The following is a 13,295-nucleotide window of genomic DNA, read 5'->3' as shown; positions in this document are numbered from 1 at the left end:
GGTGCAATATTCACCAACATGAAGCGCCGCTGTCCACCATATGAAGGCTGCCGGTGATCCTCACGGATTCGTCCGAAGCGAGGAAGAGCGCCATGTTTGCAACATCTTCTGGCTGAACGAGCCCCATGATATGCGAGGCGACCTCGGGGCGGCGATGGCGGTTTCGCGGATCGAAGGTGGGATGGTCGGGACGGGCTGACTGGAAGCGGCGGAGCCGTTCCGTGTCCACCGCGCCGGGTCCTATCACATTGACGCGAATGTTGTCGGGGCCGAACTCAACTGCCATGGACCGGGTAAGCGACACCACCGCGCCCTTCGACGCGGTGTAGCAATCCCGGCCGGCGGTGCCGAGCAGTGCCATGTAAGAGGCCGTGTTGATGACGGATCCGCCTCCGGACGCGGCAATAAGCGGGATCAAGTGCCGCGCCGGCAGCACCACGCTCAGCACGTTCAGCTTCATCGCGGACCAAAATTCCTCAAGGTCAACATCGGTCACGCGATCGTCCCTGGGCGTCGACCCCCCTACGTTGTTGTAAAGGATATGCAGAGCACCATAGCGTTCCTGCACCGCGGCGGCAGCTTCCCTCACGGAGGCCTCCGAGGTCACATCACAACGGACGAAGACCGCATCTCCGCCAGCGCTCGTCACCTGGTCCGCAACCTTTCGGCCGCGATCTTCGTCGATGTCGGACAGGATTACTTTTGCCCCTTCCCGACTGAAGAGCCCAGCAGCACATGCGCCGATACCTTCAGCGGCGCCCGTGATGAACGCGATTTTGTTTGCAAGCCGCATCACACTTCTCCAACAGAGGCGGTTTCCACTACTTCCGGCGTGATCGGCATCACGGCCAGATCCCGCCAACCAATGGGAGCCAGAGCCCTGGAGGCCGCCGCTTCACACGGAAGAGAACGATCCCAGGACGATGCCACGATGCGCATGCCAGTCGTTTCAGCCGCGCTGTCGGAGAGCAGCCAAAGCAATGGCGGGATCATCACCTCGGGCTGAATCAACTTGTCCCGATCATAGGGAGCCGCCTCGGGAATGAGCCCGGTATTGGCGATGCCACCTGGCGTCATGACATTGACGGTTACGCCTGTCCCTTCCAGATCGCCAGCCATACAAGCGCTCAATGCCTCGGCGGCTGCCTTGCTGGGTCCATAGGGCACCCAGCCCGGGCGCAGCATGGTGCCCAGGCTTGTGGTGACATTCACGATCCGTCCCCAGCCCTGTGTCATCATTCGGAGGGCGGCGTCGCGGCTGAGGACGAATACGGCGGTTGCGTTAACGCTCACTGCCGTCTCCCACTGCGCCTTGGTCATTTCGTAGAAGCGCAGCTTGTTGACATGGTAATCTTTGCGCCAAGCTCCTTGGCCCACGCCGGCGTTGTTGATGAGAATCCCGATAGGGCCGAAGCTATCTTCAATGTCGCCGATCAGTGATGTCACGGATGGATCAGCGAGATTTGCAACGCGCGTCTTCAATCGCCCGTTTGTGGATTTCGCGAGATCATCCAGAGCCTTCTCGTCACGATCCACACCGCAGACGTGATAGCCTGCCTGAAGCAAGCCCAGCGTCATCGCTTTTCCCAATCCCGAGGCCGCGCCCGTGATCAGGACATTTTTGTGATATTCCATAATCATGTCCTGCAAAAATGGATCTGATGCGCCCGCGCGCTATTCCTGGTTCAACGCCTGTTTAGCCAGTGTGTTGTCGACGGAGAGCTTGGCTTCATCGAGTTCAATCACGTCGCCGGTAAACCGGTTATTGAAATCTACGGCCTTAGCAAGTGCATCTTCCGGGATAACGATGGAGGCCGGCCAGGCCGATTTCCAATCCTCCCAGATCTGATCGAACATCGCCTTATCTATTTTCGGATAATACTTGTTCCAAGTTGCATCGCGCGCCTGCGCGCTTCTCTCAGGATCGCGTATCAGGTCGATCGCTGCTTGTTGCGTGCGTAGGAATCGCACGACAAGATCCGGATTTTCTTCGATCATGTTCTCATGGAAGGCGACACTGGTGTAAAGGATACCGTCCAGCGCATCGACCTCGCCCGCCGAGTAGCGGACGATCATATGGGCGTTGTCGTTTGCTATCGCGATCTCCGGGATGGGTGCTGACAGAGCAAAGCCATCGATGCGGCCCTGCGAAAAAGCTGCTCCAATCGTGGGTGTCGTCCCGAGGGTCGATAAGGTCAGGTCGCGGTCCGGGTCCAGGCCCGCTTCGCCGGCCATGAAGCGCATGATCAGATCAGTCCCGCTTCCCGGCGAGGTGATGCCGAGCGTCGTATTCTTGAGCGCTTTGAAGCGATCATTCAGCGGTGTCTCGCTGGTTATATTGTGCTCTTTCACCCATTCGTCAGACATGACGAAATTCGTCGGATACTGGTTAAGGATGTAACCGAGCATTTTGACCGGAACATTCTGCTGACGCGCTTTCAAGACGGTAGGCGCGGCGAGGAAGCCAACGTCCACGCTGCCTCCCACCAGGGCAGCAAGCGCCTTTGAATCACCCCCGGTGGCGGTCAGCTCCGCCTCGATTCCTTCATCGGCAAAAAGGCCGTTCGCGTCCGCAACAAGCGGGACAAGAAAAGCAAAACCATGGGATGAAAAGGCTGCTGTGACCTTATCAGCCGCCTGGACGGGCGAAACAAATGCGCAGATTACAACTACGGCAGTCGAAAGTTTGAAACGCATACTTACCTCCCTGGAACAGGATTTATGCCTAATGCGATCTTCGCCCAATCGGGCGAAGATCGCTTCGCATTCGGCTATCAGTTCTGAAGTGTCTCTGTCGCCTTTACGGCATACTCATTCGTATACGCAGCCTTCGCGGCTTCGATATCGATCTGCTTGCTATCGACCGTGTTCGTAAAGTCTACGGCTTTCTGGACCGCCTCATCGGGAATGACGATGGATTCCGGCCAGGCGTTCTTCCATGCTGTCCACATTTCGTTGAACAGCTCCTTGTCCAATTTGGGCCAGTACATTTCCCAAACGGCATCGCGTGCCTGCTCAGTGGTTGCCGGATCGTTGATCAGATTAAGCGCACGTTGCTGTACACGAAGGATGCGGACCGCCAGATCCGGGTTTTCGTCCAGCGTTTCTTGGCGCATGTTGATCGAGGTATAAAGAATGCCGTCGAGAGAGGGCAATTCCCCGTTTGCGAGGTCGAGCAGCATGAGAGCATCGTGATTTTTCACGGCGTTCTCGGCAGCCGGCGCGGACAGGGCGAAGCCGTCAATCCGGCCCTCCCAGAAAGCCTTTTGCAGGATGTCGCCACCGCCCAGAACAGAAAGCGTTAGATCGCGATCCGGGTCTAGGCCGGCCAGGTGCGCGAAGTACCGCATGATGAGATCCGTCCCGCTCCCCGGCGCGGTTATGCCAAGCGTTGCACCCTTGAGGCCCGAGAGCTTTTCTTCGACGGTTCCGTTAACGTCGATGCCATGCTCCTCGATCCATTTTCGCGACATCACGAAGTTGGTGGCGTATTCCTTGAGCTGGTAACCGACCATCATCACCTCGACGCCATTCTCACGCGCGCGGATGACAGTGGGAGCGGAGCCAAAATAAACGTCAGCTCCCCCGCCGACGAGCGCGGCGAGAGCTTTGGTCTCGCCGCCGGTGATGACAAGGTCTACATCGAGATCCTCAGTGGCGTAGAGATCACTCGCGATTGCAACGAGGTTCGGCAGGTAGGCGAAGCCGACCGTTGACTGCGCGGCAGTGATGGTATCCGCCGCGGTGGCTGGCGTTGCCAGCAGCGCCAAGCCTAAAGCAATGCTTTTCAGGTACTTCATCTATTCCTCCCTTTTGCTTGTCAGATTGTGAACTCTTGTTGAGTCTCGACCGTTTTCCATGGAGCCATTTTGACTTCGAGCAGCTTCACGAAAAGGTTCAGTAGCGCGGCAAGCGCGATGACTGCCGCAAGGGCCGCGAAAACACCCGCGGTATCGAACTGTCCCGCCGAACTGGAGAGCAGGTAACCCAGACCCCGGTTGGAGGCGATTAGCTCTCCGACGATGGCGCCGATCAGGGCATAAGGTACTGACACCTTCAGGCCCGCGAATACCCAGCTTAGCGCGGAGGGGATGACGACTTTGAGCAGGATGTGACGTTCCTTTGCACCCATTAGGTGCATGATTGTCACCAGTTCCTTACTGACGCTCCGCACACCGGTATATGTATTCAGAAAGACCAGGAAGAAGACGATTGCGGCGGTCAGGGTGATCTTCATCGAGATGCCGATACCCAGCCACATGACGAAAAGCGGCGCCAAGGCCACCTTTGGCAGGCTGTAGAACGCCATGATGAAGGGTTCGAGAAGTTCGGCAAGCCCTTGGGAACGCCCGAGAATAGTTCCCATGATCATCCCTATGAAGCCGCCGAGGATGAAGCCGGTAAGGGCTTCCGTTGCGGTGATGCTCGCATGGAAAGCAAGGGTGCCGGACCACAGCCACTCGTTAAGAACGGCAAAGATCTTGCTGGGCTTGGACACAAAGAATTCTGCCACCAGGCGGCCCGAGGCAAACTCCCAAATTCCGAGGAAGGCAGCCAGCAGAACGAGCCGTCCGATGTTGATCTTCAGCTTTCGGCCAATGAGAGGAACGGGAGCGCTCGCCGCGCCCACTTTTCCTGTTACAGCGTTTCCGGTTACAGACATTTTACGCCATTGCCTCCTGCTTGTTTGACGGGACAATGAGATCCCAGAGTTCCGCGCACAGGCTGGCGTAAGCCGGGTCGTGACGAATGCGCAGCAGATTCCTGTCCGCACCGAGCGGTGAGGTCACAAGACGGATGATAGTGCCGGGACTCTTCGAGAAGACGGCAATGCGGTCTCCCAGGCTGACCGCCTCGTCCAGATCGTGCGTGACGAATAGAACGGTCTTTCCAAGTTTCCTGCTGATCTGCAGCAGCTCATATTGCATGTTGAGGCGCATTTGCGCGTCAAGCGCGGCAAAGGGCTCGTCGAGCAGCAGGGTTTCCGGATCGTAGGCCAACAGCCGGGCAAGCGCCGTGCGCTTGCGCATGCCGCCAGACAGACGGCTTGGGTAGGCGGAGGCAAAATTGCTGAGGCCGACCAACTCCATCAAACCTTCAACGCGCTCGCGGATCTTCTTCCGTCCGTGACCGGCAATTTCCAGCGGGATGGCGATGTTGTCGGCAACACTGCGCCAGGGCAGGAGATGATCGCTCTGTGTCATGTATCCAGTACGGACATTGACACCTTCGACCGGCTTGCCAGCGTAGGTGACATCCCCCATCGATGGCGCGAACAGACCGGCCGTCATATTCAGAAGGGTCGACTTACCGCATCCGGACGGTCCGACAAGGGTGATGATCTCGCCTCGGGCGACCTGAAGGTTCACATCAGTGACAGCTGTGAATGCGCCGAATTGCTTGGAGACGTCGGAAAACCGGATCAATTCCTGCCGTTCCGCCACCTCCGGCGGTTTGGATATTGCGTTACTGTGTTTCAATTGAATACCTCCCTCGGCGAGTGGACCCTTCGGGCTTCGTTCTTTGTTGTCATCGGTATGTTCTGAGACCGGCCGCATTCCTCAAGATGCCTTCTCCGACTCCACTACTGCGTTGAATTCCTTGAAGGCTTCGAGCGCCGCCGGGACGCCGCAGTAAACCGCGGTTTGGAGTATCGTTTCGGAAATCTCTTCCAGCTTGGCTCCGGTTTGATGCCGCGCCTTGATATAGAGCTGAAGTTCGTGCGGCCGGTTCATGGCTACCATCAACGCTACGTTGATCAGGTTGCGGGTGCGCTCATCCAATCCCTCGCGCGACCAGATGGTGCCCCATACATATTCGGCAACAAGCTCCTGAAAGGGCGCGGTAAGATCAGTGCTGGCTTTCAGAGCGGCATCGACATAGGCATCCCCTAGGATTTGCCGGCGACGACGCATTCCAGTCTCATATTTTTGTGACGGCATTTCGATTCTCCATACTTACGTTCAAGACCGCAAACTCGATGCCAAAGTCTCTTGGCCTATGTTTTTTGATGCAATTCAGACTAGGAAATGCACGAAAACGACGCCGGAAGGGTGAGATAGCTGTGCTGCGATAGCCAGCGTGCCGCGCCGCCCGGCGCTGGCCAGATACCTTCAGCGCGGGCACGTTGCCGAACCATGTTGCGATGGTCCAGATCGTCGTAACCCCATACGTGGACAACGCGATTGGGGTTGCCGGAAACTGCGTGCAGCGCAAAAACGGCCGGCGACATGGCTGCTCGGGGCGGGAAGCAAGGTTTCCACGATTCCATCAGATCTGGCAGCGCTCCCGGCCGGAACTCATAACTGCGCCACTCATGCAGCTTTCCGAAGGAACCGGCCTGCGGCGGCGGCGCAAAAGGCAACGAACGAAAAAGGGAAGTGTCCATGTGGGCGACATGATTCTCCGGGAGGCGACATCTTAGTGTCTCCGAGAAGGTCGTTTCGTGCTCGATGGCCGGTGACAGAACCCGGATGCAATTGGCATCGCCAAATTCGGTCATCCAGCACCCAAGAACGCAAGTCGGCCCCAGCGTAGAAAGCGCCTCCATGAGGATCGTCGCGCTGCCGGGCTTCGCCGTAATCGTTGCCAGTCCGTAGAATTCTTCAGTACGCATCATAGAACTCCGGCAGTCATAGCGCCGTCGATCATCAAATTGACGCCGTTGATGAAAGGCGCGCAATCCGAGGCGAGGAAGGTGATCGCGTTGGCAACTTCCTTCGGGTCGGCCATGCGGCCCTGCGGAATGTTCCGAACGATTTCCCTCTCAAGCTCGTCAGGGGTGAGGCCTGTCTCGGAGGCCTGCCGCTGGATGCGGCCAAGAGTAAGATCCGTGGCCGTCGCTCCGGGGCTCACCGCAAGTATGCGCAGGCCCGCCGCCGCGTGTGCCCTGGCAAGACCTGCCGTCGCAAGGGAAAGCGCCGCATTGGCCGCCCCGCCGGCAAGGTGCCAATTGCTTGGCACCTTTCCTCCCGTGCCGATCACGTTCACAACACACCCCGTACCGCGGCGTAGCATCGCATGAATGACCGGCTGAGCGACATTCATGTAGCTGAGGAACTTGTCCTCCATTGCGCGGTGCCAGATCTCGGGCGACAGTTTTTCCGGCGCACAGCGGGGGGCCGATCCGGCACAATTCACCAGAACGTCGATGCCGTTGAACGTTTTATCGATCTCGGCAACAAGGCGGGCAACATCCTCGGCACTCCTGACGTCGCACATGAAACCATGCGCATCGGCAAGCCTTGTGCGGGCCTGCTCCAGCGCAGTGCGCTCGCGCCCCAGGATAATGACTTCTGCGCCCAGCTCCTCGAACGCTTGCGCGCAGGCGAAACCGATGCCCCGGCTCCCTCCGGCGATAAGGACGGTCTTTCCGCTGAACCCGAAGGCCGCCCGCCTCATGTCTGTTGGCTTTGTCATTGTAGCTCCCCTGCTGAAATGGTCGGCACAATCAAATCCGCTCCAGCGCAATGGCGGTGCCACGCAAACGCCGACACATGGCCGAGAGAACCCGGCGAGCGGTTATAGTTGCAAACATACGCGGCAGGCATGTCACTCTCCTCGTGGAGCCGGTCTGCTGACGGGAATCAATCAGCAAGGCGGGCATCGTGCTCGCCCAGATGGGGAGCGCTGGTCGCGGCGGCAGGGTCTCGCAGCTCCGGTGCGAGTATGCTTGGCAGCGCAGGAAGGGTCATGTTTCCTCGCGTAACCAGTCGCGAGAAAGTCTTCCGCGCAGCCCAGTGCGGATCTTGCACCGCATCACTCAGCTCCATGACGCATGAGCAGCATACATCCTTGCCGGCAAAGGCGCTTGCCCATTCCGCGGCGTCCCTGCTGGCGACGATTTCAGCAATTGCCGCCTGGGTCCTGATCGGATCCTTGGTATCGTCGCAGAGAGCGGCCGGCAGTCCCACGACTGTCGTGAAATTCTTCCAGAACTTGTCTTCAAGCGGCGCGGCAGCAATGAATTTGTTATCGCGCGTCCTATAGATCTGATAGCGAGGCGTCCCACCCGTAACCGTCTCACCGCCGGGTATCGGGCCCCTTCCCACCGCATTGAGATTTCCCAGCGCCCAATAAACGAAGGGGAACAGGTTTTCTCCCATGGATATATCTATCCAGCAGCCCTTTCCCGATTGGTCCCGTCTCCTGAGGGCCAGGAGAATGTTGATCATCGCGGGATAGGCGCCGCCTGCAATATCGGCCGCCAGCACAGGCGGAAGGACCGGCGCGCCATCGGCGCCAACGCTCAGACCGAGCACGCCTGTCTCGGCCATGTAATTGATGTCATGCCCCGGCAGATGCGCCTTGGGGCCGGTTTGGCCCCAACCGGAGATCGAGCAGTAGATGATATCCGGATTGAGACTCTTCACATCCTCATATCCCAGGCCCAGGCGGTCCATCACCCCAGGGCGGAATTGCTCTACAAGCACATCCGCTTTTTCAAGCAGCGGGCGCAGTCGGGCTAGCGAGCCAGGAGCCTTCAAATCGATTTCAATGCTCGACTTGCCGCGGTTGAGCATGGTGAAGTTCACGCTGGCTCCCTCAATGGCGGGTTCATAGCCGCGCATGTCGTCGCCCGTTCCGGCGCGCTCGATCTTCACCACATCCGCGCCGGCATCCGCCATCACCAGCGTTGCCATAGGGCCGGGCAGAAGCGTGCTGAAATCCAGCACCAGCAAATCACTCAATGGTCCCACAACCGGCCTTTCGCTCGCCGCGTACAACTTCGATCTCTACATTGCTCCGCAAGGCACATGCCAAACCAGGATCAAGCACACTCCAGGCGTGCAAGTCTCCGCCGATCGGCTGACGAGGGTATTTTGAGCTGGCTGCGGTATTTGGCGACTGTTCGCCGCGCTATATCGATCCCCTCACCGTGCAAAAGCGCGGCAATCACATCATCGGATAGGATCTTTTCAGGCGTTTCGCCGTCCACTACCTCGCGGATGCGCCGGCGAATGGTTTCGGAGGCATGGCCCAGGCCATCGGTTCCTGTGCCGCCCAAAGCCTCCGAAAAGAAAAATTTCACAGGAAGGAGCCCACGCGAGCACAATATGTATTTGTTCGCCGTAGCACGGCTGACCGTCGATTCATGAATGCCCAGCTCCTGAGCGATCTCGCCCTGAGTCAGCGGCCGCAAATGGGACAAGCCGTGCCGGAAATATGCCTCCTGCCGGCGTACGATCTCGCGACAGATCCGCAGCATGGTCGTGAAGCGCCGATCGAGGTTCCGCATCAGAAGAGCTCCGCTGCGCATGCATTCGTCGAGATAGCTCTTCTCATCCTTCTCGCGTATTTGCGAGGAAACCTCAGCATGATAGCTCCGATCCAGCAGCAGCTTCGGTATCAGATCCGGATTGAGCTCTACTTTGAGTGCCCCGGTTGGCGTCAAATCCACCAACACGTCCGGCAAGGCCGGACAGACGGGAGTGCAATCCAGCGCGCGTCCTGGTGCTGGGTCAAGGCTACGCAACTTTCGAAGCATTACGCGTACCTCGCTTTCGCTCACGCCGCAGATCGCTGCAAGGCGCTTGACTTCGCCCTTCACGATGAGATCGGTGTGGGTAAGCAAAGCAGCCATTGCAGGGCGCAATTCCCCCTGCTCCCGTAGCTGGAGCTGCAGACATTCAGCAAGGTTGCGCGCACAGACACCGGCCGGATCGAAGGTCTGCACAAGAGCAATCGCCGCGTCCATCTCATCTTGCGAGCAGCCGAGAAGCTCGGCCAGCTTCACCGGGTCCTGCCGCAGATATCCGTCCTCCTCAAGCGAGTCGATCACTTGACCGGCGCGGACCCGCACTTCTGGCGTGCACTTTACCAAGGCAAGCTGAAGGTGGAGGTGCGCGGATAGCGTGACTTCTTCGCCAATGGAGGAGGCTATATCCGGAGCATCGCCTGCCGCCCCGGTCGCAAAGGCCCTGTCGCCGGAGTCGCGCCTCCAGCGCTCGCCAAGTCCTTGTCCCGGAGCAGCTTCAGCACGATCTTTCATGCGCAGCAGGGGATTTTTTTCTACTTGCTCCCGCAAGAATGCTGCCAGCTCTTCACGGTCATATTGCAATATCTCAACAGCCTGGACCATCTCCCGGCTGATCGTCAGCGATTGGCGGACGCCAACCCCCAAGTTGACGGCGATGTTCATGTTGCCTCCCTGGCAGAGGAACTGGACAGAAGCTCCTCACGTCTCTCCCCGTGTCGGTCGGCACGACACGGTCGATACTCCAAAATGCAATGTTCGTGCCAGTTTCCGTATGTGTACACTTTATCGGGAAACCGGGTTGACTGTGTGTGCGCTGAGGACACAAGATGGCGCCATCACGGCCAATGCGCTGTCCAGCGGAGGAAAAAGCAATGACGCACAGCGATGGCGAGCACGTGCATGGAATCGCGGTAATCGATCCGACGGGAGCGGTGCAGTTTCACGCAGGCGCCGCCTCAGACATGCGAGTGCGCGCCATGATCAGCGACCCCGCCTGGCTCGCTGAAGCGGCGGAGCGGCGGCTTAGCGCTCTCACTTTAAACGATCAGAGCATGGCGGTGCTGGCCGTCCCGTTTGTTGGCGGGCATTTCATCGCATTGTTCGAGGAACGTGGAGCGACCGCGATCAAATTTTTGCTGAACGTGGATTTCGCGTTCGACATTATAGAGCAGTTGCTTAGCGACCCCTATGATGGAATGGCCATAATCAATGCCGATGAACGGCTCGTCTACGTCTCGCCCGTTCATGAGAAATTCTTCGGCCTGGAGCCGGGCGGCGGCATCGGTCGTAAAGTACGCGACGTGATCGAGAATACGCGGCTGCATATCGTGGTGCGCACCGGCATTGCCGAGATCGGTCAGATCCAGAAGATGAATGGAAGCGAGCGCGTGGTTTCCCGCCTGCCGGTCCGACGAGGGGGAAAGATTGTCGGCGCGATAGGCCGCGTGATGTTCAAGGGCCCGCAACAGGTGGAAGCGCTAGCGCGCCGGATCAGTGCGCTGGAACAGGAAATCGCCACGTATAAGTCCGAGCAGCGCAAGCACACAGAGGCCGAGAAATACCTCTCGTGCATCATCGGGCAGAGCGAGGCTATGGTTCGCCTGCGAGACCAGATTCGCAAGATTGCGCCGCTGGACATCCCCGTTCTGGTGCAAGGCGAGAGCGGAACGGGCAAGGAATTGGTTGCCCGAGCGCTCCACATGATGAGCCCACGTCGCGATGCTCGGCTCGTCAATGTCAACGCTGCCGCGCTGCCGGCGCAACTGGTTGAGAGCGAGCTTTTTGGCTACGAGGGAGGCGCGTTCACAGGCGCCGACAGGAAAGGCCGTGCAGGTAAGTTCGAACTGGCCGACAAGGGTACGATCTTTCTCGATGAAATCGGCGATATGCCGCTTGAAACGCAATCTAAGCTGCTGCGCATTCTGCAAGACCGTGTTGTCGAGCGGGTCGGCGGCGCCACCCCCAAGAAGATAGATTTTCGCTTATGTTCGGCGACAAACCGCGACCTTGCGGATTTTGTCGAAACGGGCCGTTTCCGGCTCGATTTGTTCTACCGGATAAGCCCCATAATTATCCAGATTCCGCCACTGGCGGATAGGCTGGAAGACATCCCCCTGCTGCTCGCACATTTTTTGAAGGAACTGTCGGCGCAGCATGGCCGGGATGTTCCCGAGGTAGACAGCAATGTCTCCGATTATCTCATGGAACGAAGCTGGCCGGGCAATGTGCGTGAACTCTTTCATAACATCGAGCGCGCGCTTGTGTTCTGCGACAATGGAAAATTGCGAATAGAGAATTTCCAGGAGGCTGAGCGGATGGGGCGCGCTGCGCCGCGCGAGGCGAGCGTCGTTAGAACGGACACACCTGGCTCCCTGCGTGACACGCTGGATCGCGTCGAACAGGAACTTGTCGTGGCGGCGCTCGACCGGTTCCACGGCAACAAGAAGAAGGCCGCCGAGTATCTGGGGATCTCGCGCAGCTATCTCTACAAGAAGCTTTCGGGCTGAACAAATCTGCCGGGGTTTGGCACGGTGATTGCGAAGTCTTCCGTTGAAACGGGAGACTGATAATGGAAGCTACAGTAGCAGGCGCGAGCCGTGATGGGGTTGAGGCTCCTTGGTCCCGCCTTCCGGTCGTGAGGCCCGGTGAGGGCTTCAAAATGCTCAATGGCATCAGGGTGCTGGATCTGACCACCTCTGTCGCCGGACCATACGCAACTATGCTGCTGTCGGATTTTGGCGCCGAAATCATCAAAATCGAGCGCCCCGCGGGAGATGACGCGCGTCATTGGGGCCCTCCCTTTTTAGACGAGGAGGCGCTGTGGTTCACTTCGGTGAACCGCAACAAGAAAAGTGTCGTTCTGGACATGAATGAGCCAGAGGGACGAAGGTGCTTCGAGGCGCTGGCGGCAACGGCGGATGTGGTCGTCAGCAACCAGCCGCCGAACGTTCAGCGCAAGCTGCGTCTCGATTATGATACGCTCAGATCCATCAACGACTCGGTCGTTTTTGTTTCGATTACCGGCTTTGGCGTTGATGGGGAGCGATCCGATCTGACGTGCTACGACCTCATTGCCGAAGGATATTCCGGCATAATGGATATCACGGGCGCGGCAGACGGGCCGCCGCAGAAGATCGGTGCGCCCGCCGCGGACATGCTGGCCGGGCAGGATGCGGCGATGGCTGTCATGGCGGCGCTTTTTGCCCGGCAGACCAGCAAAAGGGGCGCCAAAATCGACATAAGCCTGGTGGAAAGCATGACGCGCTTTCTGACATGCCGCATTTCAAGCTATCTAGGGTCTGGAGAGGTTCCGGTGCGCTCGGGTGGCACAGACAGCGTTATCGCGGTGTATCAGTGCTTCGAAACCGCCGATCGTCCAATCACTATCGGGATCGGCTCGGACGCGATCTGGACGAGGTTTTGGGCGGGGCTGGGCGATCCCGAATACGGAGCCCGCCCGGAGTTTGCCTCCAATACGAGACGTCGCGAGAGGCGAGACGAGATAGTTTCACATATCCAGTCCATCTTGCGCTGCCGAACGAGCCGCGAATGGCTGGACATTTTTGCGCGGGCACGGGTGCCTGCCGGCCCCATCAACACCGTTTCGGACGTGGCCCACGACCGCGCACTACAGGAACGGGGCATGTTCTACACGCTAGAGGACGGCGACCGGAAGGTGCCGCAGATTGGTCTGGGCATACGCATCGACGGTGCGTCGGCAATACCGCGGTCGGGCCCGCCACTTCTGGGCCAGCACACAGAGGAGGTGCTGACCAGGTTTCGCGGCGCTTGTTAGTGAATTCCGGAGCGAGTGAAA

At 58.7% G+C, this 13,295-nt stretch carries 13 protein-coding genes; 2 read left to right on the top strand and 11 right to left on the bottom strand.

From position 1 onward, the window contains the following. Positions 1–10: 10 nt before the first annotated feature. From GNP00_RS10550 to rpoN, 11 genes are all read right to left on the bottom strand, one after another. On the bottom strand, positions 11–793 hold the full coding sequence (locus tag GNP00_RS10550; protein WP_011582279.1) for an SDR family NAD(P)-dependent oxidoreductase: 783 nt from the start codon (positions 791–793) through the stop codon (positions 11–13). Beyond that, the gene (locus GNP00_RS10545) at positions 793–1,635 is read right to left on the bottom strand and encodes an SDR family NAD(P)-dependent oxidoreductase (protein ID WP_011582278.1); all 843 of its coding nucleotides are present in this window, start codon (positions 1,633–1,635) and stop codon (positions 793–795) included. The genes GNP00_RS10550 and GNP00_RS10545 overlap by 1 nt, the downstream gene beginning before the upstream one ends. Positions 1,636–1,674: 39 nt before the next feature. Then, a complete protein-coding gene (locus GNP00_RS10540) occupies positions 1,675–2,745 on the bottom strand; it encodes an ABC transporter substrate-binding protein (protein ID WP_166015983.1) in 1,071 nt (356 codons plus the stop codon). Positions 2,746–2,774: 29 nt separating this feature from the next. Then, a complete protein-coding gene (locus GNP00_RS10535) occupies positions 2,775–3,800 on the bottom strand; it encodes an ABC transporter substrate-binding protein (RefSeq protein WP_011582276.1) in 1,026 nt (341 codons plus the stop codon). Between the two features lie 20 nt (positions 3,801–3,820). After that, on the bottom strand, positions 3,821–4,663 hold the full coding sequence (locus tag GNP00_RS10530; protein WP_011582275.1) for an ABC transporter permease: 843 nt from the start codon (positions 4,661–4,663) through the stop codon (positions 3,821–3,823). A gap of 1 nt (position 4,664) precedes the next feature. Further along, on the bottom strand, positions 4,665–5,480 hold the full coding sequence (locus GNP00_RS10525; RefSeq protein ID WP_011582274.1) for an ABC transporter ATP-binding protein: 816 nt from the start codon (positions 5,478–5,480) through the stop codon (positions 4,665–4,667). An 81-nt stretch (positions 5,481–5,561) separates the two neighbouring features. Next, a complete protein-coding gene (locus tag GNP00_RS10520) occupies positions 5,562–5,942 on the bottom strand; it encodes a carboxymuconolactone decarboxylase family protein (RefSeq protein ID WP_011582273.1) in 381 nt (126 codons plus the stop codon). A gap of 80 nt (positions 5,943–6,022) precedes the next feature. After that, positions 6,023–6,616: an NIPSNAP family protein gene (locus GNP00_RS10515; protein WP_011582272.1), complete on the bottom strand. Its 594-nt coding sequence runs from the start codon at positions 6,614–6,616 to the stop codon at positions 6,023–6,025. Next, positions 6,616–7,419, bottom strand: a complete 804-nt coding sequence (locus GNP00_RS10510) for an SDR family NAD(P)-dependent oxidoreductase (RefSeq protein WP_011582271.1) — start codon at positions 7,417–7,419, stop codon at positions 6,616–6,618. Before GNP00_RS10510 ends, GNP00_RS10515 begins: the two co-directional genes overlap by 1 nt. 167 nt (positions 7,420–7,586) lie before the next feature. Then, positions 7,587–8,699 carry a CoA transferase gene (locus GNP00_RS10505; protein WP_041545589.1) on the bottom strand — a complete coding sequence of 371 codons (1,113 nt, stop codon included), beginning with the start codon at positions 8,697–8,699 and terminating at the stop codon, positions 7,587–7,589. A 71-nt stretch (positions 8,700–8,770) separates the two neighbouring features. Continuing rightward, positions 8,771–10,141, bottom strand: coding sequence for an RNA polymerase factor sigma-54 (gene rpoN / locus GNP00_RS10500; RefSeq protein WP_011582269.1), 1,371 nt, complete (start codon positions 10,139–10,141; stop codon positions 8,771–8,773). Positions 10,142–10,350: 209 nt separating this feature from the next. Between rpoN and GNP00_RS10495 the strand changes: the two genes are divergently transcribed. Next, positions 10,351–11,985: a sigma-54 interaction domain-containing protein gene (locus GNP00_RS10495; protein ID WP_041544814.1), complete on the top strand. Its 1,635-nt coding sequence runs from the start codon at positions 10,351–10,353 to the stop codon at positions 11,983–11,985. A gap of 62 nt (positions 11,986–12,047) precedes the next feature. After that, complete coding sequence (locus tag GNP00_RS10490; protein WP_011582267.1) at positions 12,048–13,274, top strand: CaiB/BaiF CoA transferase family protein; 1,227 nt, start codon at positions 12,048–12,050, stop codon at positions 13,272–13,274. Positions 13,275–13,295 lie beyond the last annotated feature (21 nt).

It is taken from the genome of Chelativorans multitrophicus (assembly GCF_011317445.1).
Lineage (GTDB): Bacteria > Pseudomonadota > Alphaproteobacteria > Rhizobiales > Rhizobiaceae > Chelativorans > Chelativorans multitrophicus.
Note: the sequence above shows the minus strand (reverse complement) of the source record. Positions and strands in the feature narration are given on the sequence as shown.